The sequence below is a fragment of the Rhizobium aureum genome (assembly GCF_030182495.1).
In the GTDB taxonomy this organism is placed as follows: domain Bacteria; phylum Pseudomonadota; class Alphaproteobacteria; order Rhizobiales; family Rhizobiaceae; genus Rhizobium; species Rhizobium tropici_C.
In genome coordinates, this window is record NZ_JAQJCI010000002.1 from 22,681 (window position 1) to 44,269 (window position 21,589).

Here is a 21,589-nt window from a genome sequence, read left to right on the forward strand (position 1 = left end):
CGACTAGGCGAGGTTCTTGAGATAGAGCGAAAGCAGCTGGGTCTGGGATGAGATGCCGAGCTTGCGATAGACGTTGCGGCGGTGAACCTTCACCGTCCCCGTCGAGATATTGAGCTTCAGACCGATCGATTCCGACGAATGCCCCTGTAAGACGAGTTCGACGATGGCAGTCTCCCGGCTCGTCAGATTGAGATCCCGCCAGACAGCTTCCGCTGGCGGGACAATCTCGTTCTCGCCCTTCCTGCGCCGGCTCCTGCTGCCGGCCACCAGTTGCGCATCGAAGCGCGAGGCGAGGCCGGCCCAATAGTGTCGCACCATGTTTGCGACGAGCGGTTCGACCTTCTTCAGCGTCGCAAATTCAGCAGGCGGAAAAACCCCGGTCCTCTCGCGCCGCATCAATGAAAGGACGATGGTGACGTCCTCGTCGGCATTGACGAAGAAGCCGATCTCCTCGGCAAGTCCGGTCTGCACATAATAGGTTCGGTAGTACTCGCTGGAAAAGAAGCGATCCGGCGCCAGCTCCCGCATCCTGAGCACGCCTTCGCGGCGGCTGCGCGCCGTGTGATAGAAGGGATCCAGCAGATAGGGGCCAGCCTGGTAGAGCGTGACGAAAACGACATGCTCTTGGGGATCGAAAGTGCTGTAGAGATCGATCGGCCGTTCCTTGCCGCGATAGGCGAAAACGACCACGTAATCGAACCGTACCAGCGACGCCATCATCTGGCGGAACGTCTCTCCGAACTCGGCATCCGTCATCGTCGATCGGCCGATCGTGGCGTTGAAGGCGGCAAACAGCCCTTCAAGGTCGGTGCTCATGTGACGGATCCCCTCTGCCGCCCTGCGCATTCAGCGCAGCCCCTATATACACCTCCCACGAAGCATTCTGCACGAAAATACCTCTTTCGGGGTATATACCTCGCGAGAAGCTCAGGCTTACTCTTTCCTTAACGACGGTGGCAATAAGGCAGATCAAGACTGCCGACCAACCGCAGGGAACAGACGTGGCATCCGCTTCAACGAACGATATCGAATTCCGTTCGGTCACGAAGAACTATGGCGCCGTGACCGCCGTGATGGACATCAATCTCAATGTGCCCAAGGGCGCATTCCTGGCGCTTCTGGGGCCTTCCGGCTGCGGCAAGACGACGTGCTTGCGCATGATCGGCGGCTTCGAACAGCCGAGCGAAGGCACAGTGCTGATCGACGGGCGGGAGATGAACGGTGTTCCGGCCTACCGACGCCCGGTCAACATGGTGTTCCAGCACTATGCGCTGTTTCCGCATTTCAACGTCGCGCAGAACGTCGCCTACGGGCTGAAGCAGATGCGCCCGAAGATCGGCGGTACCGAAATCGACCGGCGCGTTGCCGAAGCGCTCGAGATGGTTCGCCTCGGCGGTTTCGCCAAGCGCCGCATCCATGAAATGTCCGGGGGGCAGCAGCAGCGCGTGGCCCTGGCGCGCGCCATCGTCAACCGTCCCTCCGTGCTCCTGCTCGACGAGCCGCTGGCGGCCCTTGACAAGAAACTGCGCTCGGCCATGCAGATCGAGCTTCAGACGCTGCAGCGCGAGCTCGGCATTACCTTCGTTCTCGTCACCCACGACCAGGAAGAAGCACTGTCGATGGCCGATATCGTCTGCGTCATGAGCGCAGGGCGCATTCGCCAGCTCGGCACGCCGCAGGAAGTCTATGATCGCCCTGCCGATCTCTTCGTCGCCGATTTCGTCGGCAAGACCAACCGCATCGAGGCGACGATGGAAGCCGACGGCAAAACGCTTCGCCTGGCGGACGGTTCGGCACTGTCAACCGGCAAGCGGCTCGCACCGGGAGCGGCAATTGCCGCCCTGCGTCCGGAAGCGATCCATCTCAGCCGCGGCATGGCGGCAGCCGGTATGTCCTTCAAGGGCACGGTGACGCATCGCATCTTCCTGGGCTCGTCAGCCGAATATGCGGTCACCGTCCCCGGTCTCGGCGATTTCCTGATCACCTCGGATCGCCGCAGCATGAACGAAAGCGATCTCGTGGGTCCGGGCGAAGAGGTCTTCCTCGGCTTCGACCCCACAGCCCTCCATGTCTTTCCAGCATCGAATGCATAAGCCAAAACAAGGGAACAGCATCATGAGCAAGGATTATAAGGACAATCTTCCGATTTCAGCCGAAGGCTTCATGGACGAATTCATGCGCCTGAAGCGTGGCTCGATCAGCCGTCGTCACTTTCTGAATATCACAGGCCTCGGCCTTGCAACGGCGGTTCTGTCGCGCTTCCCGGGCGCGCTGTCGACGCCCGCCTATGCCGCCGGCGAACTCGGCACGCAGATGTCGATCGCGACCTGGCCGAACTATCACGACCCCGCGACCTTCGAGAACTTCAAGGCAGCAACCGGCGTCGCCGTCGAAGTCAACGTCTTCGGCTCGAATGAGGAAATGCTCGCAAAGCTCCAGGCCGGCGCCTCCGGCTGGTCGCTCTTCGTACCGACCAACTACACGATTTCGACCCATCACAAGCTCGGCCTCATCGAGGAACTCGATCTCTCCAAGATTCCGAATTTCAGCCAGGCAACGGAAAGCCCGCGCTTCACCAAGGAAGGGCAGATCGACGGCAAGACCTATGCCGTGCCGAAGAACTGGGGCACGACCGGCTTTTCCGTCAACACCAAAAAGATCAAGACCAAGCTTTCGAGCTGGAAGGACTTCTTCGAGATTGCGCAGACGGAGGCCGACGGCCGCGCCATGGTGCACGATTATCAGCTGACCACCATCGGCAGTGCGCTCGTTTCCCTCGGCTACGATTTCAACTCGATCAAGCCGGAAGAGCTCGCCAAGGCCGAGGAACTATTGATCAAGGTCAAGCCGCATCTCTTTGCCATCAACTCCGACTATCAGCCGTCGATGCGTTCGACCGACGCCTGGCTGACCATGTGCTGGACCAATGACGGCGCGCAGCTCAATCGCGACATGCCCGAGCTTGACTATGTGCTCGGCAAGGACGGCGGCGAGATCTGGACCGACTATTACGCGATCCCGAAGGATGCGCCGAACAAGGCCGCCGGCTATGCCCTGCTCAACTATCTGATGGACCCGAAGAATGCGGTGAAGGAGCACATCGCCAATGGCGCACCGACCACCGACAGCCGTGTGATCGAGCTCCTGCCGAAGGAAATCACCTCGAACAAGATCGTCTATCCGGATGAAGCCTCGCTGACGCCGCTCGAATTCGGTGCCGCCGTCACGCTCACCGATCCGAGCCGTGCCGAACTGATGGCGCGCTTCAAGTCGGCGTGATCGTTTTTCTTCGACCCGATCCCTTGCACCATGACGGCGGTAAGGGATCGGCTTCCTTCTCAGCACCGGCGGACAAAGAACCTCTCGATGCCCCTTAACCCTGCCACCAAACGGCGCCTCGTCACCGCTGCCCTTGTCGGGCCGGCAAGCATCTGGCTGTTCGTCTTCCTGGTGCTGCCCTTCATTGCCATCATCGTCTTTGCCTTTGGTGAGCGTGCGCCCGAAGGCGGCTATCAGGCAGCTTTCACCTTCGCGCAATTCGCCAATCTCGGCTCGCGGTCGGCCGCTTTCATCAATACGTTGATCCTTGCGCCGATCGGTGCGGCTGTCTGTCTGCTCGTTGCTTATCCGGTCGCCTATTATCTGGCCGTCAAAGCGAGCCCCCAACGCCGCCTGCTGCTCGTCTCCCTCGTCGTCGTGCCCTTCTGGACGAGCCTGCTCGTGCGCACATACGCCTGGATGTACCTGCTCGGCGCACGCGGCATTCCGCATCTGCTGGAATTCTTCGGCATAGAGAACACCAGACTTATCAACACGCCCGGTGCCGTGCTGCTTGGTATCGTCTATGGCTATCTGCCGCTGATGATCATGCCGATCTATGTCAGCCTCGAAAAGCTCGACCGCCGCCTCCTTGAGGCTTCTGCCGATCTCGGCGCCAGGCCCGTCTCGACCTTCTTTGGCATCACGCTGCCGCTCTCCTTGCCCGGCGTCATGACCGGCGTTGCCCTGGTGACGATCCTGTTGCTTGGCGAATATCTGATCCCGCAGTTGCTTGGCGGCGGCAAGGTGTTCTTCATCGGCAATGCGCTCGTCGACCTCTTCCTGCAATCGCGCAACTGGCCATTCGGATCGGCGATCGCCGTGACCCTCGTTGCTGTCGTCGTCATCGTGCTCCTGGTTGCCATGCGCATTGCCTGGCGCGTCGCCGGCACCCGTCAGGTGGATCTCGTCTGATGCGCGCGCTCGTTACCTTCGTCTATCTGTTCCTCTATACGCCGATCGCGCTCGTCGTCCTGTTCTCCTTCAACGCCGGCCGCAATGCCAGCGAATTCACCGGCTTTTCGACGCAGTGGTACGGACGGGCGCTATCCAACACTTTTCTGATGGAAGCGCTGCGCAACAGCCTCATCATCGCCTTTACCAGTGCCGCGCTCGCCGCAATCTTCGGCACCATGGCGGCAATCGGCTTGGAACGGCTCGGTCCTCGCGCCCGCGCCGTCTTCGACGGGCTCTTTGCCGCCGCGATCGTCGTGCCTGGTGTCGTCATCGGCATTGCGACGCTGGTGGCGCTCGTCGAGGTCTTCGGCATCATCAACCCGTTGATCGCAGCCGTCTGGCCTAGCGATCAGCCACCGAAATTCGCACTCGGGTATGGCTCGATCATCGCCGCGCACGGCCTCTTCACCATGGCGCTGGTGACGATGATCGTGAAGGCGCGCATTGCAAGCCTTGGCCGTGACATCGTCGAAGCCTCCAGCGACCTCTACGCCACGCCGCTGACCACGTTCCGGCAGATCGTGTTGCCGCAGATCATGCCATCGATCCTCGCCGGCTTCCTGCTCGCCTTCACCTTCTCCTTCGACGATTTCATCATCGCCTTCTTCGTCGCGGGATCGAATACGACGCTGCCGATCTATGTCTTCGCCTCGATCCGCCGCGGCGTCACGCCGGAGATCAACGCGATCGCGACCATGGTGCTGATCGCATCGCTCTTCCTCATTCTCATCGCGCGTTTCCTGATGCGCGAAAAGACAACGACAAACTGACCAGGGAAACATCATGATACTCAAGAATCGGGTCGCAATCGTCACCGGAGCCGGCTCCGGCATCGGCCGCGCCGGCGCGCTGATCATGGCGCGCGAAGGCGCGCATGTGGTCGTCGCCGATATCGACTTGGCAAATGCCGAGGAAACTGTGAGCCAGATTGCCGAGGCGGGTGGCAGCGCCGAAAGCCTTGTTGTCGACGTCATAGACGATCAGGCGCTTGAGGCCGGTGTCGCAAAGATCGCCGCCCGGCACGGACGCATTGATATTCTGCACAATCACGCCGGCGCTCAGGTCGCCGGTAATCTGGAAGAGGTCCCGGTTTCCGGTTTCGATAGGTCCTGGAACCTGAATGTTCGGGCGCATTTCATGGCTTCGCGTTTCGTCATGCCGATCATGAAGAAGGCTGGCAAGGGCGTCATCCTCAACACCTCGTCGTCATCGGGCGTGCTCTATGATCGCGAGATGATCGCCTATACCACCTCCAAACACGCGGTCATCGCCATGACCCGCCAGATGGCCGGCGACTATGCCCGCTTCGGCATCCGCGTCAACGCGCTCTGCCCCGGCTGGGTCGACACGCCGTTCAACGCGCCGTTCATCACGCAGATGGGCGGACGCAGCGCCATCGAAGATTACATCGCCGAGAAAGTGCCGCTTGGACGATGGGCCGATGTGTCGGAAATCGCCGAACCGATCCTGTTCCTCGTTTCCGACCGCTCCTCCTACATGACAGGTCAGATCCTCGTCGTCGATGGCGGCGAAACGGTCGTCTAGAGCCGTTTGTATTGACGCATTTCCGGACGGAAAACCGCTCCGCACTTTTCCTGGAATTGCTGCTCTAGGCTTGCGGACGTAGACGTCTCACCGATGCGTGAAATCCGTGCGCCGTCGTTCCTCTCAAAGCCAGTCCGGCAGCCCCGCCGCCACGCGCCCGGCGACAGCTGCCTCGACGCAATCGGCAAGGCTGCCAAAGCGCACGGCGCGTCCGCTGAGCCCCGGCCCGTAAAGCGCATACTTGCCCGAATTGGTCATGACCGCACGCGTGCCGGGCGGAAAGACCGGCTCGGAGATCGAGCACCAGCAAAGGTCGGGCAAAACCTGCACGCCGCTGTCACGCAGCCGCGCCAGCGTCCCGTCAGCCTCGGCAGTCGCGATGACATCGCGCCCCGCCGTGACGATGACCATCACCTCAGGCAGGCGGCGCCGGCCGGCAAAGGCGTGGGCGAGCGCATGGCATTCGGCAAGCGAGGCGTGCGGGCTGCCGATGGCGACGAGCTCGACGGCTTCCGGCCCCTCGTTTAACATCCTCCAGGCGGCAGCCATGTCGGCGCGTGTGATGGTAAGGCGATCGGCATTCGGATCGAGAGCATCGACAGCCTCCGGCGTCACGCCTTCGACATGCAGCATGGGAGCAGCAGATGTTGTGCCAAAGGCAGCACAGAGCGCCTTCAGGTCGTCGCGCGCCGGATGTCCGGCGGCAAGACCACGCAGCAACGGAATGCGATCGGGAGACGCCTTTCCGGCGAGATAGCCGATGAGCGGCCAGAAAGCATCGTCGCGACCTTCGGGAAGTTCGACATCGAGGATACGCGTCGCCTTGCGATTTTCATCCAGATATACGCCCGAAAGCGGCGCGCGACCTGTCAATGCAATACAGAGATCGAGGAAATCGGGATGCTTGGCGGTGCGCGCACCAAGCACGCTGTTGGCGAAGATCACGGCATTGGACTCCGCCCAGCCAATGGCCTCGCCGGCGCCCGGTGCGCTGTCGAGCAGATAGGGAGAGCAGGTGAAAGTCGGGCGGCAGCCCATGCGCACATAGGCATCCGCCAGCCGCGCGGCGGGATCGCCAAAATCCTCCGGCACGCCCTGCGATCTCCAATTGGCGCGATCGACGGAAATGGCGTTCATGGTGGTAGGTATGCGCACACGTCCGCCGAACTCAGCCATCTTTTCCGCAAAGGTCAGGTTGGCTGGGCTTGCATAGATGCATCCATCGATATGACCCTGCGTCACGTCGATAAGCGAAGTGGCGCCCTGCTGAGCCGCCATGGCGGTCAATATGCGCGTGGCCTGAGCAACCGCAACGCCTTCGCCGCCCGCAAGCATGAACCTGTCGGCCTCCGTCAAGGAAAGCCCGGCGATAGCAGGTGGCAAAAGAGGCATGGTCTCGCCATCCGCGACGATGGCAGCGGTTTCGATCCTGACCGTCTTTGCATGCGCCAGACGGGCAAAGACATCCGGATGGAGCCGCACGACGGGCAGCTGCCGGCCGAACATTTCGGCGGCGACAAGTGCGCCGAGCGTCAGCACATCCTCGGCTTCGCAGAAGATCAGGGCAGCCGGCGCGCGGCCTGTCAGCGCGAGATCGAGCAGCACACCGGAACCACTGCAGGAGCCGCGGCTCGAAGGCATCATCAGGATTGCGCCAGTGAGACATTCGCCATGCAGAGGATGATGGATATCGATGACCTTGCCGGTGGCCGGATCGACCCCACCCCAGAAGCTGAGGGCCTCCTGCGTGGCGACGACGCGGCCCTCCGCCGTGCCACCCATGATGCTGCGAGCCGATGCCGTGTCGTTCATTTCATCGTGGGTCCATATGCGAGAGGATTGTAAGCACCGATGTGGAAATCCACATCGTCATGCCTGTTTGCATTAGAAGCGTTGCGGCGAGAAGGGCGTCAGATCGATCGCCGGCGCCTGCCGTGTCAAAAGGTCGGCGACAATACGCGCCGTGCCGGCGGATTGGGTCAAACCGAGATGGCCATGGCCGAAGGCATAGATCACGTCCGGCGTCGCCTTGGCGCTGCCGATCGCAGGTAGACTGTCGGGCAGCGATGGGCGGAAGCCCATCCATTGCACGCCACCTTCCGGCTTGAGGCTGGTCAAGAAACTACGCGCCTTCTGCAGCATGGCTTCGGAACGGCGAAAATTCGGCGGCAAGGCCAATCCGCCCAGCTCCACCGCACCACCGACACGAATGCCGGTCGAAAGTTTGCTGACGACGAAGCCATGGCCGCCGAAGGTGATCTGCGTGCGCAGGTCGAAGGCATCGGCCGGAAGCGTCGTGTTGTAGCCGCGTTCGGTTTCGAGCGGAATGTGCTCGCCGAGCGTCTTGGCGATCCGATGCGAGAAGGCGCCGGCAGCCAGAACAACCTTGCCAGCCTGGCGCAGCTTTCCATCCGCAGCCACCACCTCGACCCCAACCGGGAGCGCCCGAAGCGACGAAATCTCCGATGTCTCGATGACGCCGCCGTGGCTGCGAAAATGCGCGGCCAGCGCCAGCGTGTAGAGCTTAGGATCGGCGATGGAATACCAGCCGGGCGTGAAAGTGCCGAGGATGAAACGCGATGCCAGCCCCGGCTGGATCGCTGCCATCTCGTCGGCTTTCAGATGCTGGAATTCGATGCCGTGATTGCGGCGAACCTCCCAGCCTGGCAGCGAAGCGCGGAATTCCGCCTCGCTTTCATAGACTTGGAGATTGCCCTCCTTGCGCAACATGGAGAGCGTCTCCGTCGCGGCGAGAAACGGCTCAAGCTCGGCCTTGGAAAGATCCATCAGGCTTGTCTGGGCCGCCGTGGCGTGGGCAACGCGCGAGGGCTGGCAGGCACGCCAGAACCGAAACATCCAGGGCGCGATCTTGAGCGCATAGGCGGGCGGCACCGACAGCGGCCCGAGCGGATCGAGGAGCCATTTCGGCGCCTTTTTCAAGATGCCGGGGGACGCCAGCGGCAGGATATCCGTGAAGGCAAAGGCACCGGCGTTGCCCGCCGAAGCGCCGGCGGCCGGTCCCTCGCGGTCGACGACCATGACGCTCAAGCCCCGCGCCTGCGCCGCGATCGCGGTGGAAAGGCCAACAACACCGGCCCCAATGACGATAACGTCCGGTCTTGCCATCAACACGCACTCGAAAGAGATTTCTGCTGATACTGCGGCGCGCCGAAAATCTGTTTGGACTTGCCGATCTCGGTCATGGCGCTCCGGTGGAAATAGGCAACGCGATCGGAGACACCGCGAGCAGGTGTTGGTCCAAGCGTCAGGCAGATCATGGTCATCTCTCCTCCCGGTGCGGGATCAAGCGCAGATATTACGTCATCAAACAACATATGTTCCGGCGGCATGGCAAGCGTTCTTGTCGGAAGGATCGAGAACGTCTCGGCAACGTCGGTATGGGCCTGTTTTACCGTCATTTCTTCGGCTGCAGCAGCATGATATTTGCGGATGACGGTAATTCACTGGTCTTCCTCAACTGAAGCCGAAAAGCACGAAAGGATCGCATGTCGATTTCTTGTATTCTTTTTGTATTTATAATTTTCAAGTCTATGATGCAAGCGAACATAATATGGGAGAACCGAAATTGAGTGACGTGACCACCCTGACACCGGATGCGCTGCGAGGCCGTGTCGAAGCGATCCTTTTAAAAGCCGGCGTCAATGCGCAGCAAGCCGGTGCAATCGCGCGGGTGATCGTCGCCGGCGAACGTGACGCTTGCAAGTCGCACGGCATCTACCGCATCGAAGGTGTGTTGCGTGCGGTCAAGGCCGGCAAGGCACGGCCCGATGCGGTGCCGGTTCTCGAACAAAATGATGGCTCCGCCATCGTTCGCGTCGATGCCAAGAGCGGCTTTTCCAATGCTGCCTTCGAGCTCGGCATGCCTGTGCTTGCCGAACGGGCTCGCCGCTTCGGCATTGCCGCACTCGCCATCAACGACTGCACGCATTTCGCAGCGCTCTGGCCGGAGGTGGAAGCCCTGACGGATCGAGGCCTTGCCGCCTTCGCCATGTGCCCGAGCTATTCCACCGTCGCGCCCGCCGGAGGTACAGCGCCGCTCCTCGGAACCAACCCCTTCGCCTTCGGCTGGCCGCGCATCGACAATCCGCCTTACGTCTTCGACTTCGCGACGTCGGTTGCCGCCCGCGGCGAGATCGAGCTGCATCGCCGCGCCGGCAAGCCTCTTCCAGAGGGCTGGGCGATCGATTCCGACGGCCAACCGACCACGGATCCGGAGGCAGCACTTGCCGGCGCGATGCTGCCGTTCGGAGGCCACAAAGGCTCGGCCATCGGCACGATGATCGAGCTTCTGGCCGGCATCATGATCGGCGACTTCACCAGCCGTGAGGCGCTCGATTATCTCGGCTCCACGGCCTTTGCGCCGCGGCACGGCGAACTCATCGTTGCCTTCTCGCCGGAGGCTTTTGCGGCTGGTCGACCTGGAAATCCGCTCGCCCGTGCCGAAGTGCTGTTCGAAGCGATTGTCGGCCAAGGCGCGCGCCTGCCCTCACAACGTCGCTTCACCGCTCGCGCTCGTGCGGAAAAGGATGGTATCCCGCTGACAGCAGAGGAAATCCGCCAACTCGATCGCCTTGAAGAACTCGGCCTCGACGCCGTGGCCTGAGCAACGTCAAAACGTAACTGAAAGCTAACATAAGATAACAAAAGAGGCCCATTCGGGCCTCTCACGTTTGGGCTTGAGCTTGCGACCACTTAGGCCTTGTACTTTTCCACGGCGCCCGGAAGCTTGCTCCACTCGGCGTACCAAGTATTGAACAGCTTGAACTGCGCCTCGACATAGCCGCGCTGGCTGTCGTTCAAGACGTCGCTTTCGTTGAAGTGCAGCTCATATTCCTTGTCTCCCTTCAGCACCATCATGTGCTTGAAGAAGAGAACCAGGTCCGGACCTTCATCGAAGGATGACAGGACGGCGAGCGCCTGCTCGAGTTCAAGCGCGCGCTGGCGTGCATCGACGTCGCCCTTGGCTGCGGCCTGGGCGAGGTTGCAGAGATGAACGACTTCCCTCGGCAGGACGTTGCCGATGCCGGTGATGGCACCCGTCGCGCCGCAGTTGACGAAGCCATGGAAGACGGCCGTGTCGACGCCGATCATCAGCGACACGTCATCGTCGCGGCTCGTGATGTTCTCGGCGGCATAGCGCATATCGGCAGGGCCGCCGAACTCCTTGAAGCCGACGAGATTTGGATGCTCGGCACGCAGCGCAAAGAACAGATCGGCACGCGTGGCAAAGCCATAATAAGGGCTGTTATAAATCACGGCCGGAAGATCGGGAGCGGCCGACAGGATCGCCTTGAAATGCGCCTTCTGGGCAGCGATCACCGAGCCGCGCGACAGCACGCGCGGGATCACCATCAGCCCCTTGGCGCCGACCTTCTGCGCATGAGCGGCATGGGCAACGGCCGATGCCGTATTGACGGCGCCGGTGCCGACGATGACCGGCACGCCCGCCTTGGCCAGCCGCTCGACGCCCTCCATGCGCTGCGCATCGGTCAGAAGCGGCCAATCGCCCATCGAGCCGCAATAGACGACCGCCGACATGCCTTCGGCGATGAGCTGCTTGGCCTTGCGCACGAGCGCATCGAAATCGGGGCTGCGGTCGGGCTTGCACGGGGTCATGAGCGCCGGGATCACGCCGGAGAAAACGCTGGATTTCATCTGTCTATCCTTTTGGCTTTAGGGTGGATCGGCAACCAGCCCAGCCGCATCCGCCGCCGCGCCTTACCGTCTTTGCAGCATTGATATATCTTTGTATTTATTTTGTCGACAAGAAATATGCAACTAGAGCCGCACGTCGAGGCGATCTCCGCGCACCAGCAATTTCTGGATCTGCGCGACGATCTGTTCCGCATGTTCACGCGCCAGACGCTCGGCAAGCTCGATATCGCGCCCCGCGACGGCGTCGATGATTTCATCATGCTCCTCGACGAAACGGCGCGGCAAGCGGTCATTATAGGATTGATAGTAGAGGCGAAGGATGCGCCGTCCCTCATTCAGCAGACGCGAGAAAAGGCTCGTGAAATAGGGATTGCGGCCAGCTTCGGCAATAGCCAGATGCAGCGCGGCGTTGGTGGAGATCATGGCGAGCGCATCCTGGGCCTCGACGGCGGCAGCGAAATCCGCCTGAAGCGCGCGCACGGCCTCAAGATCCTCCGGGCGATGATACTTCGCCGCAAGTTGCGTGGTGACCCGGTACATGAGCACCAGCGCATCGAAATAGTTGTGCATGTTGAGGAAATCGATCTGCGACACCATGGTCGAGCGGTTGGGCAGCGTATCGATCAGCCCCTCGCCCGCAAGCCGCACCAACGCTTCGCGGATCGGCGTGCGCGACATGCCGAAACGTTCGGAAAGCTGCACCTCGTCGATGGGGCTGCCAGGGGGTAGTTCGAGATCCAGAATCTCGTCCCGCAGGATATCGTAGACCACCTTCACGCCGGAGCCGCGCTTACGCTCGTTTCGAAGGCTTGTTTCATTATCCATGGCTAGCTGACCCCTTCTTTCTGCGTGAGAAATAAAGGGGCATGCCAGGTAAATCAACGGCGCGGCCCGGAAAGGCTGCTTCGTTCCTATCATCATCGTCGCGTCGATGATTATGGACCGGACCTGCCCATTCCAACCGTGGGAAGAACCAAAGATGGCGCACTTCGCAGGTAGGCTCTGTCGCCTCTTTGCGCTACGGATCCGCGGAATGGCAAGCGAGGTAAATGAGATAGCGACGACCTTAGCTTACTTAAGCCTGGTAATCGTTGCGCCGTCCGGGGAGAGCTTTTACCTTCAATCTCCTTCGCATGCTTAGCGCCGCATTTGGAGATTGGATTGCAGATAGAAACTATCCGCCTACTGCTTCGACCTTCCAGGCTGTCGGACACCCCTGCCCTATTCCAATTTCTCGGAGACAGGGAGGCGATGAAACATACGCACGTAGACGAAACACAAACTGCTTGTCGTAGAAGGATTGCTGTTCATGAAAGGCGGCGGCGGCATGATGGATATGCGCCTTGGACCGTTATCAGGAAGGATGATGGAAAAATCATCGGCTGGGGTGGTTTGTACAACGATCCCTCTGATCCTGGGTGGGGTTGCGAGATCGGATACTTCTTCCATCCCGATGTCTGGAGACAAGGATATGCCTCGGAACTGATCTCTGCCGCATTAAATTTGGCCGACAACCAACTGAAGCTTCCTGCGGTCCGTGCATTTGCGCATCCGGAGAATGCTGGCTCGCGGAAGGTTCTGGAGTCGGCTGGTTTCAAGGTCGATCGCTTTTTGAATCGCCTTCTCTTCTCCAGACCTCGTCGATGAGATGATCTGAGTTCTCAAGGTCTTTCCTGGCGAAACCGCGCGACTTGCTACGAACACCGAGCGGGACGATATCTTAATCGATAAGAACACGCCGAAGGGGCTGCGCATGGGATTGTCGCACATGCAACTGATATTCATGCACAGATCGACAATGATAATCTTGCGCGCTTGAGAAGAGCGTTGCCTGGCTCACTGAGCTGAAGCCCGATTGTTTGGTGATTTCCGGTGACCTTATGGGCGATCGGTAGCCAGAACCCTGCTCAAGGCTGGGCAAGATCAACAGTTTGAGATTATGGTTAATGCTTCATTTAATTGAAGCTATTGCGGGCTTTGCTTCCGCCATTGCAGCATGACCAGCTGCAGCTCTCACGGATATCGCACATGGACTTTTGCGCGACAGCACTCCTATGCGTATCGTGACGCTGGCTCGCCGGCAAGGTATCTCAAGGTATCTGTGTCGTTATCTCCAGATTTTTCGATGTATATAGCGACTGCGCCTCGCACAGAAGCGGCCGATCCTGCATGTCCGTCGCGCATGACTTCGTACTGGCTTGTTTTCGCCTCCCGGACACGGTGTAGCAGGAGACGCCGTCAAGCCCTGCCCTACGGATCGGCGCATTGCTGCTCCGTGCAGATCGCCCGAATAGTGCCCGCCGCCAGACAAGGCGCCATATAAAGAGGAACGAAACATAAGGATCGTTGCACATCTAACGAGCGAAGTGCGCGTCCCTTGGCTTGCCGATTCAAGAGAAAGGTGCGCCGCGTACCCGGTACTTCTCGCGGCACGATGCAAGCTATCTTCCCAGTCATGAAAATCCCGTTAACCAAAACTTGCTGTGAGAGACGCCACCCCGTATATGGTCGACAGTTTGGCATGAGGCGAGAAGACGCAGGCGGATTTCTTTGCCGTCTCGTCAAAATCACTTCACAATCAATTCGTAATGGAATTGCACTCAGAGGAACGATTTCATGGAAGAACCCTGGACGACCGATCGCCAGCCGGTCACTGCGACCGAGCTCGATGTCAAAAAGGCGGCTGCGATCAATGCGCTCCTGCTTCGCCCTATCGACATCCTGCCTATCAAGGCCGGCGACCTCATCCGTCCTTTCGCGCTCGGCCTCTGGAATGAGATCCGCCCGCTGCTGAAGCCCGACGTGCCGGTCATGTCGCTCCGTCGCGCGACCAGCGCATTTCTTCATTCCAAGCGATATTACCAGGCCTGCGCGCAGCCGAATTCAATGCGTCACGATCTCGCCGGCAATCCGGTCGAGCAGCTCTCGGCCGAAGACAGGCTTGCGGCACAGCAGCGTCTGATCGCACTCCGCCAGACGCAGACCAAGACGGCCCCTCATCACGACGAACCAAGCCCGCCGCCGGTGTTGAGCAAAGCAGAGCTCATTCGGGCATCTCTTCTCGGCAACAGGCGTACGGACCGCGTTGCGCGTTGATACGCCAGGCGGGCCACCGCATCCCGGCAGCCCATCGAGTGAACTCATCATACCGCTTCATGGCGCTGCCCGCCTCGAATGGCGTCGGCCTGGATGCCGATGAGCGCCGGAACTTATCCATTACCCGGCCGACCGGTGTAGTCCGCGGACTACCGATCTCCTAATCCCCTCACCTCAATCCTGTTGCCGTCGTGGCGCCATGGAAGGAATGGCGCAAGTAGTCCGCGGACTACCTCTCATCGAAGGCTGCGCGCCAGCCGCGCATACCGACACAAGCACACACAGCAAGGATATCAAGGGAGCGAAACCCGCCGCTCGGAGCGAACGGCAGCCTATGCATGCGCAAAAAGCAGCCAAAAACTGCCTTTTGTTTAAGCATTTGTAAAACGGCCACGAATCGGAGCATATTATAACTGCGTAGTTCAGCGGCAATCCGTCACAATTGCGCAGTTAATTGGGAAAATAACCATGCAGCCGAGTCTCGTGCTCCAAGACGATCAAGAGCATCTACCAACGCTTCTGGCAACAGATGCGCAAGAGCTGTCTTATCAGCTCCAGCAGCATCAGGCAAAGCTCTTTCCGCCTCAGTCACAGAAAACTATGCGGATGTTTTCGCCGGCTGAGGCCGCCGCATTTATCGGCATCGGGGAAGGTTACCTCCGCCAGATCGCAGCCGAAGGCCATGGGCCGGATCCGCTTGCCAATGGACGGCGGCTCTATACGGCCGAAGACATGGATCGGATCCGTAAGGTTCTCGACGAACGAAACGGAACGCCTAAATACGTGCCTTGGCGCCGCGGAACCGAAAAACTGCAGATCATCTCGGTGATGAATTTCAAGGGCGGTTCCGGCAAGACGACCACTGCAGCCCATTTCGCGCAATATCTGGCGTTGAGAGGCTACCGCGTACTTGCGGTCGACCTCGATCCGCAGGCATCCCTATCAGCTCTGTTCGGGCACCAGCCCGAGATCGACGTCGGCGAAAACGAAACGCTTTATGGGGCCATTCGTTATGAGGGCCCTCGCCCAATAGCCGATATCGTTCGTTCGACCTACACGCCAAATCTGCATCTGATCCCCGGAAATCTCGAACTCATGGAATTCGAGCACGAGACGCCGCGTGCAATGGCTGCCGGCAAGGCCGAGACGATGTTCTTTGCCCGCATAGGCGAAGTCCTGACCGAGATCGAAAGTTTCTACGATGTGGTGGTCATCGATTGCCCGCCGCAACTCGGCTTTCTGACGATGTCGGCACTCTGTGCCGCGACATCGATCCTCATCACCGTGCATCCGCAGATGCTCGACGTTATGTCCATGTCGCAGTTTCTGACGATGACGAGCGAGCTCATGTCCGTCGTCGAGAGAGCAGGGGGGCGCACCAGTTATGACTGGATGCGTTACCTCGTGACGCGCTTCGAGCCAAACGACGGACCACAAAGCCAGATGACCGGTTTCATGAAGGCAATCTTCGGCAACCGCATGCTCCATAACGCAATGGTCAAGTCGACGGCCGTTGCCGATGCCGGCGTCACCAAACAGACCCTCTACGAGGTCGAGCGTGCCCAGTTCACCAGGGGTACCTATGACCGCGCTCTGGATTCGCTCAATCTCGTCAACAGCGAGATCGAGACGCATATTCGCCTAACCTGGGGAAGGAAATAAATAGATGGCGCGCAAAAACCTTCTCGAAATCTCGGCGCCGAATACGAGCCGCACGGAGGCACCGGCGCCAAAGGACCATCGTCCGATCGCTGGCTTCCTGCCGCAGGCAAGAGGCTCCGCTCCGGTGGGCGGCATCACCAGGACGCTCGGAAATATCACGGAGAAGATGGAACGAGCCAGCGATCTCGAACGGCAACTGGCGGAAGGTCAGACGGTCGTCGATATCGATCCCGAGCTTGTCGATGGATCATTCGTTACCGATCGTCTGGAAATCGATCCCGTCGAGCTTGGTCAGCTGGTCGAGCAGATACGCGAACACGGCCAGCAGGTGCCAATCCTCGTACGCCCGCATCCGGAATCCCGCGGGCGTTTTCAGGTCGCCTACGGCCATCGTCGACTGGCGGCGGCAAAAGAGCTCAGCATCAAGGTGCGTGCAGTCGTGCGTCAGCTCACCGACGATCAGCTGGTGGTCAGTCAAGGCCAGGAAAACAGTGCCCGCACGAACCTATCCTATATCGAGCGCGCATTGTTCGCGTTGCGCCTTGAGCAGCGCGGTTTCGGTCGCGATGTCATCATGGCCGCACTCGGCGTGGACAAGGCAGCGCTTTCGAAGATGCTCATCGTTACCAGACAAGTGCCTCTCGCTCTCATCAGCGCGATCGGCCCCGCCCCCGAAATTGGCCGCAGGCGCTGGCTAGAGCTCGGAGAACGTCTCGAGAGCGTCCCCTCGGAACCAATCGTGGCTGAGTTGTCCGCGGACAACCAGCGTCAGCTGTCCAGTGATGCGCGCTTTCAGCGGGCGCTGGTTCTTGCAATCGGTAAACCAGCATCCGCCAAGGCAGCTGTTACGCCATCATCGATAGCCGGTGTTCCGGTGACGTTTAAGCGAACGCCGGCGCGCGCGACCTTTGTTTTCGACAGCAAGGCCGCCCCCGGCTTCGATCAGTTCGTACAGGAGAGGTTGCAATCTCTCTTCAACGAGTTCCAAGAAGGAAAGGATACGTAACCCGCAAAAGAAAAAGGCCCCCAAACGACGCCGTCGTGGAAGCCCTTCTCTGATCTTAAGCAAATCGAGAATCGCATTTCCCCGAATCACAGTCAAGAGTCTTTGGCATCGTTTTGGTGAGCAGACTTCTTTTGCCACAACGTAGGTGAAAGAAAATGGAAGCCGAACATGTGACGACGCCTTTTGGGCGGCGGCCGATGACGCTTGCCATGTTGATAGCTCAAAGAAGAGCCGATCATGGGAAATCCGTCAGGTCCGTCGACAAGTGGAAGATTTATCGTGCGCTCTGTGAAGCCAAGCCCTTGCTGGGCGTGACGGATCGAGCGCTGGCCGTGTTGAATGCGCTCTTGAGTTTCTATCCGAAGAGCGAACTCTCGGATGACGCCAACCTGATCGTATTTCCTTCAAACGCACAATTGTCGTTGCGCGCGCATGGCATGGCGGAACAGACAATCCGCCGTCACCTCGCTGTCCTGATCGCTGCCGGGCTTCTTGTCCGCCGGGATAGCCCCAACGGCAAGCGCTACGCTCGCCGGAACAGGGCAGGGGATCTCAATGAGGCTTATGGTTTCTCCTTGGCGCCTCTTCTGTCCCGCGCCGACGAGATCGAGCATCTCGCCGCCGAGGTCGTTGCCGAGCGATTGCACATGCAGGGTCTACGCGAGCACATCAGCCTCCACCGGCGCGATATCGCCAAGCTCATCGAAACCGCCATTGCCGAGGATATTGAAGGCCCTTGGGAAGCCGTCCATTCAGGCTTTCGCGCGCTCATTGATGACCTTCCGCGTTCGCCGAACGTGGCACAGTTGGAGACGCTGTTGGGGAAACTCGGCCGTCTGCGTGACGAAATCGTCAACCGATTGGAAACACATGCAGAAACTGCGAAACTAAGCGCCAATCCCTATCAAAATGAGCGGCACATACAGAATTCAGACTCCGAATCCCAAATTGAATCTGAAGCCACGTCCACAAAAAATGCCTCTCCACGAAGCTTCGCTCCGCGGACAACTCCAGTTCTCGTGAACATCCCCCCAGCTTCCGAAACTCTGCCGCCGATGCCTTGTACGCCCGACGGTAGTCACCCGGAGATTGGCACCGGAACAGAGTTGAAGTCCTTCCCGCTCGATCTCATTTTGCGAGCATGCCCAGAGATCACCGCTTACGGCCCGACCGGACAGATCAAGAGCTGGCGCGATCTGCTCTCTGCTTCACTCGTCGTCAAATCGATGCTCGATGTCAGTCCGGGAACCTATGGAGGGGCCTGCGCTGCCATGGGAGTGGAAAACGCTGCGACCGTCATCGCCTGCATCCTCCAACGTGGCTCCCGTATCAATTCCGCCGGTGCCTATCTTCGCGATTTGACACGGCGAGCGGAGAAAGGAGCGTTTGCCATCGGTCCTATGCTCATGAGCCTTCTTCGGGCGAATATGGCCCCAGCCGTGCGCAAGATCGCTTAGCATGTCCCGTTAACAGCATTGAGGATCTGATGGTCGGTTTCAGTTGGCACCACGACGAAATAACTCTGGCATTGCGTACAGCTCAAGATATTTCGCTGCCTCCGCAGCGAATGATAACTACCCTGCATCGGATCTTTTAGGGGAGGGCGCTTGGAGTTATGAACAGCCGGAAGGGTAGACATTTGCTGGCAAAAAAGGCATAAAAGTACAGAGATGTGCTGGCAGTAGGGATAGTCCTGGTTTGCAAATTCGATCGTTTTCGACTGAATTTCATCGCTCGCTAGCAGATTGATTTCATTGAAGTAAATTCGCTATCGGAAGCTATATCGAACTTTCATACCGTCGCATCTGTGTAAATTGCGTGACGAAGACAGGCTGTTCGTCCGCATACTAACTCGCCTCAGAAACAGGAGACAGCGGCCCATACCTGTTGCCACTGATCCTCCTGCCTTAATTTTCAGTCATTGTGACTAGACCGACGTCATTGCTGGTCGCAAATCGGTATCGGCCGCGGCGGCGGTGCCGGATGGTCGTTCTTGTATTGCGCGATGATCGGCTCCAAGGTTTCCTTCGGCCAAAATTTCGGAGTGCCGATTTCCTTCAGGCAGGACTCGTTCCAATACAATCCGGACTGTGCTGGAGAGCGCCCGGCTGCAACGGCCTTGGCGACTGCGTTGATGTCCGAGGATTCAGGATAGATGTAGAGGGTCGTTGGATTGTCCTTCACCATGGAGATGATCTGATTGGCATCCGATGTCGACCAGCTCGTGCAGCCATCGCTGCGGCCTCCCGCATATTCCACCAGCTTCCCGAGCGGAACGTATCCGTCGCGATTGGCATAGGGGCTCTGCGGATCCTTCTTCATGCAGATACCGGCAACCTTTGCAGCCGCATGGCCGCCAATCGCCCTGGCGCGTGCATTGGCGGTTTCGCCAACACCGTCGAACTGCACGAATGTGCGAAGGAAAGCAGCATCCTTCGTCTGCGAAATCCGATAATAACCCTTGAAGGTGGTTTTCGTTTCTTCCGTCACATAAGACCCGCCGGCCGTCAGGTTCGAATCCATCGCGTTGCCGAAGTTCCTCGCGCACATCCGGCCATTGCCGAAGTCGACGACGCCCTTGAGATCGCGGCCGCTGCCGTGGCCCGATGAAACCACCCGGAATGTCTGCGTCGCCTCGCAGACGATATAGAAACGCCCTGCCGATTTGCCGTCAGCCGGATTGTTCGGCCGGGTTGCATCCATAGCGAAATAACAGGGATTCCTGACCTTGCCTTCGCTCATCTTCTGCATGTAAAGCGCGCGCGCCCTTTGCAGAATCGGTCGGGCAATCTGACCGTCGCCTTCGCCGACATAGGCATTCAGCCATGCCGGAATATCCGATTGGCGCTCCGCGGCAAGAGATTGCGATGTTGAAGGGATGATGATGGTAAGAGAGCAAAGGCTGAGCATCTGGGCGACGCTTCGAATGGCATATCTCAACCGCACGAAAATAAATCTCCTGTCAAAATTTTCTGGATCCACATGCGCCGTAGCAGACAACCACGATCTTGGCAGTCCGCCCGCCACACAAGTCCGGCTGCCATGCGCTCAGATCCAGACATCATAATTGTGCGCTGCTTTGCTGAATGACGACCTAACGGAGGCGGGAACCTCGGCGGTCGCGGAAAGATTATTTGCCCGCCCTTAATTTCCTCATCCGCTTCGCGTCAGCATTCTTCACGGATCGCGGCGCAAATATGGCCGTGTTGTATCGGATGAGTTGCATTTGCTGACATGGGCTTTTGCCGGCCGTCCTAGGGTCAATCCCGGAGGATGAACAATCTGATTTTCTACCTCGCGAATAGCGAGATCCACCGGCAATTGCCCGATGCGGATTCTGGCCGATGATCAATCGACAAATTCAACGATCACGCCCGGTTTTACCATCCTTGCCAGCTCCTCCACATCCCAATTTGTCAGGCGGACACATCCATGAGAGCCGACTTTGCCGATGAGCTCTGGATCCGGTGTCCCGTGGATGCCATAAGTGGGTTCGGTCAAATCGATCCAGACCGTGCCGACCGGATTGTTCGGCCCGCTTGGCAGCTTCAGGATCCTCTTATTGCGACCCTGTTGAAAATTGATCTTCGGATTGTAGGTATATGTCGGCAATCGAGCGACGCCCTTGACCTTGTGTGAGCCTGAGGGGGAGGGCGATTCCTCGCTGCCGATCGTGGCCGGGTAGATCGTCAACAGCGACCCGTCTTCCGCAAAGGCGAATACCTGGCCCAACTTTCTGTGAACCTCGATCCGCTTCACCACGCCGGTCTTTGCCTCGCCAGGCATCGCAACCATGATTGTTTCACCCGAGGTAAAAGACGCGGTCGGATTGAGCGCTTTCAGGAGAGCGATGCTCATATGGAAACGTTCGGCTAATTTTTCGCCGATGCTCGTATAGCCGAGGCGATCCATCTTGGCTTGCTCGCCATAGTCCTTGGGAATGCTCTTCACCAGATCCTTCCCGTCATCCGACGTTATGACATATGGCTGAATGACGGGAAGCTGATCCTCAATCCGTCGGAGTACCTCTGGATCGAGTTTTCCATCGATGGGAAGCCGTTGCAAAGCTTCAAATCCTGCAATTGCTTTACTGAGATTCTCTCCGGCATAGCCATCGACAGCACCAGGAGAGGAGCCGGCTCGATCCAGCAGCACCTGAAGTTTGATGATCGCTGCGTCAGGCTTGCTCGGCTTCTTGCCCGGCGCTTCGGTCTGTATGGACGTGATGGCAGCGCCATTGACATCCTGAGCGGCTATGGGAGCGGCGACAGCCGGACTTGAAAATATCAAAGCGATAGAGATCGCAAGACAGCGTATATGAATCATGTC

Annotated in this window: 19 protein-coding genes; 11 read left to right on the top strand and 8 right to left on the bottom strand. The window is 59.1% G+C overall.

Translation table 11 applies throughout. The features are described from left to right. Nucleotides 1–3: 3 nt before the first annotated feature. Nucleotides 4–816 (bottom strand): helix-turn-helix transcriptional regulator, encoded by an 813-nt coding sequence (locus PH552_RS05965; RefSeq protein ID WP_112344454.1) that lies wholly within the window; start codon nucleotides 814–816, stop codon nucleotides 4–6. A 185-nt stretch (nucleotides 817–1,001) separates the two neighbouring features. Between PH552_RS05965 and PH552_RS05970 the strand changes: the two genes are divergently transcribed. The 5 genes from PH552_RS05970 (at nucleotide 1,002) to PH552_RS05990 (ending at nucleotide 5,820) form a co-directional block, all read left to right on the top strand. After that, nucleotides 1,002–2,093 carry an ABC transporter ATP-binding protein gene (locus PH552_RS05970; RefSeq protein WP_112344453.1) on the top strand — a complete coding sequence of 364 codons (1,092 nt, stop codon included), beginning with the start codon at nucleotides 1,002–1,004 and terminating at the stop codon, nucleotides 2,091–2,093. A gap of 22 nt (nucleotides 2,094–2,115) precedes the next feature. Then, a complete protein-coding gene (locus tag PH552_RS05975) occupies nucleotides 2,116–3,279 on the top strand; it encodes a polyamine ABC transporter substrate-binding protein (protein WP_112344452.1) in 1,164 nt (387 codons plus the stop codon). 87 nt (nucleotides 3,280–3,366) lie between these two features. Beyond that, nucleotides 3,367–4,233 carry an ABC transporter permease gene (locus PH552_RS05980; RefSeq protein ID WP_112344451.1) on the top strand — a complete coding sequence of 289 codons (867 nt, stop codon included), beginning with the start codon at nucleotides 3,367–3,369 and terminating at the stop codon, nucleotides 4,231–4,233. Next, on the top strand, nucleotides 4,233–5,045 hold the full coding sequence (locus PH552_RS05985; protein WP_145646670.1) for an ABC transporter permease: 813 nt from the start codon (nucleotides 4,233–4,235) through the stop codon (nucleotides 5,043–5,045). The genes PH552_RS05980 and PH552_RS05985 overlap by 1 nt, the downstream gene beginning before the upstream one ends. 13 nt (nucleotides 5,046–5,058) lie before the next feature. Next, nucleotides 5,059–5,820 carry an SDR family NAD(P)-dependent oxidoreductase gene (locus PH552_RS05990; RefSeq protein ID WP_145646668.1) on the top strand — a complete coding sequence of 254 codons (762 nt, stop codon included), beginning with the start codon at nucleotides 5,059–5,061 and terminating at the stop codon, nucleotides 5,818–5,820. Between the two features lie 123 nt (nucleotides 5,821–5,943). On the opposite strand, the gene lhpI is transcribed toward PH552_RS05990, so the two are convergent. The 3 genes from lhpI to PH552_RS06005 form a co-directional block, all read right to left on the bottom strand. Further along, nucleotides 5,944–7,632: a cis-3-hydroxy-L-proline dehydratase gene (gene lhpI / locus PH552_RS05995; protein WP_285165748.1), complete on the bottom strand. Its 1,689-nt coding sequence runs from the start codon at nucleotides 7,630–7,632 to the stop codon at nucleotides 5,944–5,946. Between the two features lie 72 nt (nucleotides 7,633–7,704). Continuing rightward, nucleotides 7,705–8,946, bottom strand: a complete 1,242-nt coding sequence (locus tag PH552_RS06000) for an NAD(P)/FAD-dependent oxidoreductase (protein ID WP_145646667.1) — start codon at nucleotides 8,944–8,946, stop codon at nucleotides 7,705–7,707. Continuing rightward, nucleotides 8,946–9,239 (bottom strand): ATP-binding cassette domain-containing protein, encoded by a 294-nt coding sequence (locus PH552_RS06005; RefSeq protein ID WP_112344446.1) that lies wholly within the window; start codon nucleotides 9,237–9,239, stop codon nucleotides 8,946–8,948. The genes PH552_RS06000 and PH552_RS06005 overlap by 1 nt, the downstream gene beginning before the upstream one ends. A 167-nt stretch (nucleotides 9,240–9,406) precedes the next feature. Here PH552_RS06005 and PH552_RS06010 point away from each other — a divergent pair, with 167 nt between their 5' ends. Further along, on the top strand, nucleotides 9,407–10,444 hold the full coding sequence (locus PH552_RS06010; protein WP_112344445.1) for an Ldh family oxidoreductase: 1,038 nt from the start codon (nucleotides 9,407–9,409) through the stop codon (nucleotides 10,442–10,444). A gap of 89 nt (nucleotides 10,445–10,533) precedes the next feature. Here PH552_RS06010 and PH552_RS06015 read toward each other — a convergent pair whose 3' ends face one another. Further along, nucleotides 10,534–11,496: a dihydrodipicolinate synthase family protein gene (locus PH552_RS06015; RefSeq protein WP_112344444.1), complete on the bottom strand. Its 963-nt coding sequence runs from the start codon at nucleotides 11,494–11,496 to the stop codon at nucleotides 10,534–10,536. A 123-nt stretch (nucleotides 11,497–11,619) separates the two neighbouring features. After that, the gene (locus PH552_RS06020) at nucleotides 11,620–12,321 is read right to left on the bottom strand and encodes a GntR family transcriptional regulator (protein WP_112344443.1); all 702 of its coding nucleotides are present in this window, start codon (nucleotides 12,319–12,321) and stop codon (nucleotides 11,620–11,622) included. A 336-nt stretch (nucleotides 12,322–12,657) separates the two neighbouring features. Between PH552_RS06020 and PH552_RS06025 the strand changes: the two genes are divergently transcribed. The 5 genes from PH552_RS06025 to repC all read left to right on the top strand — a co-directional run bounded on the left by PH552_RS06025 (nucleotide 12,658) and on the right by repC (nucleotide 18,717). Then, nucleotides 12,658–13,143 (top strand): GNAT family N-acetyltransferase, encoded by a 486-nt coding sequence (locus PH552_RS06025; RefSeq protein ID WP_145646665.1) that lies wholly within the window; start codon nucleotides 12,658–12,660, stop codon nucleotides 13,141–13,143. A 969-nt stretch (nucleotides 13,144–14,112) separates the two neighbouring features. Beyond that, nucleotides 14,113–14,592: a ProQ/FINO family protein gene (locus PH552_RS06030; protein WP_112344441.1), complete on the top strand. Its 480-nt coding sequence runs from the start codon at nucleotides 14,113–14,115 to the stop codon at nucleotides 14,590–14,592. A gap of 468 nt (nucleotides 14,593–15,060) precedes the next feature. Then, complete coding sequence (gene repA / locus PH552_RS06035) at nucleotides 15,061–16,254, top strand: plasmid partitioning protein RepA (RefSeq protein ID WP_112344440.1); 1,194 nt, start codon at nucleotides 15,061–15,063, stop codon at nucleotides 16,252–16,254. Nucleotides 16,255–16,258: 4 nt separating this feature from the next. Continuing rightward, nucleotides 16,259–17,260 carry a plasmid partitioning protein RepB gene (gene repB, locus PH552_RS06040; RefSeq protein WP_112344439.1) on the top strand — a complete coding sequence of 334 codons (1,002 nt, stop codon included), beginning with the start codon at nucleotides 16,259–16,261 and terminating at the stop codon, nucleotides 17,258–17,260. A 155-nt stretch (nucleotides 17,261–17,415) separates the two neighbouring features. Next, a complete protein-coding gene (gene repC / locus PH552_RS06045) occupies nucleotides 17,416–18,717 on the top strand; it encodes a plasmid replication protein RepC (protein ID WP_112344438.1) in 1,302 nt (433 codons plus the stop codon). Between the two features lie 481 nt (nucleotides 18,718–19,198). On the opposite strand, the gene PH552_RS06050 is transcribed toward repC, so the two are convergent. Then, nucleotides 19,199–20,206: a hypothetical protein gene (locus tag PH552_RS06050; protein WP_112344437.1), complete on the bottom strand. Its 1,008-nt coding sequence runs from the start codon at nucleotides 20,204–20,206 to the stop codon at nucleotides 19,199–19,201. Between the two features lie 402 nt (nucleotides 20,207–20,608). Continuing rightward, nucleotides 20,609–21,586 carry a L,D-transpeptidase family protein gene (locus PH552_RS06055; protein WP_112344436.1) on the bottom strand — a complete coding sequence of 326 codons (978 nt, stop codon included), beginning with the start codon at nucleotides 21,584–21,586 and terminating at the stop codon, nucleotides 20,609–20,611. Nucleotides 21,587–21,589 lie beyond the last annotated feature (3 nt).

What these genes read in the sequence shown, in the direction of transcription:
- PH552_RS06020 (WP_112344443.1), bottom strand. Translation starts at nt 12,321, where the DNA reads ATGGATAATGAAACAAGCCTTCGAAACGAGCGTAAGCGCGGCTCCGGC.
- PH552_RS05975 (WP_112344452.1), top strand. Translation starts at nt 2,116, where the DNA reads ATGAGCAAGGATTATAAGGACAATCTTCCGATTTCAGCCGAAGGCTTC.
- lhpI (WP_285165748.1), bottom strand. Translation starts at nt 7,632, where the DNA reads ATGAACGACACGGCATCGGCTCGCAGCATCATGGGTGGCACGGCGGAG.
- PH552_RS06005 (WP_112344446.1), bottom strand. Translation starts at nt 9,239, where the DNA reads ATGACGGTAAAACAGGCCCATACCGACGTTGCCGAGACGTTCTCGATC.
- PH552_RS06015 (WP_112344444.1), bottom strand. Translation starts at nt 11,496, where the DNA reads ATGAAATCCAGCGTTTTCTCCGGCGTGATCCCGGCGCTCATGACCCCG.
- repC (WP_112344438.1), top strand. Translation starts at nt 17,416, where the DNA reads ATGGAAGCCGAACATGTGACGACGCCTTTTGGGCGGCGGCCGATGACG.
- PH552_RS06055 (WP_112344436.1), bottom strand. Translation starts at nt 21,586, where the DNA reads ATGATTCATATACGCTGTCTTGCGATCTCTATCGCTTTGATATTTTCA.
- PH552_RS06030 (WP_112344441.1), top strand. Translation starts at nt 14,113, where the DNA reads ATGGAAGAACCCTGGACGACCGATCGCCAGCCGGTCACTGCGACCGAG.
- PH552_RS05990 (WP_145646668.1), top strand. Translation starts at nt 5,059, where the DNA reads ATGATACTCAAGAATCGGGTCGCAATCGTCACCGGAGCCGGCTCCGGC.
- PH552_RS06000 (WP_145646667.1), bottom strand. Translation starts at nt 8,946, where the DNA reads ATGGCAAGACCGGACGTTATCGTCATTGGGGCCGGTGTTGTTGGCCTT.
- PH552_RS05965 (WP_112344454.1), bottom strand. Translation starts at nt 816, where the DNA reads ATGAGCACCGACCTTGAAGGGCTGTTTGCCGCCTTCAACGCCACGATC.
- repA (WP_112344440.1), top strand. Translation starts at nt 15,061, where the DNA reads ATGCAGCCGAGTCTCGTGCTCCAAGACGATCAAGAGCATCTACCAACG.
- PH552_RS05985 (WP_145646670.1), top strand. Translation starts at nt 4,233, where the DNA reads ATGCGCGCGCTCGTTACCTTCGTCTATCTGTTCCTCTATACGCCGATC.
- repB (WP_112344439.1), top strand. Translation starts at nt 16,259, where the DNA reads ATGGCGCGCAAAAACCTTCTCGAAATCTCGGCGCCGAATACGAGCCGC.
- PH552_RS05980 (WP_112344451.1), top strand. Translation starts at nt 3,367, where the DNA reads ATGCCCCTTAACCCTGCCACCAAACGGCGCCTCGTCACCGCTGCCCTT.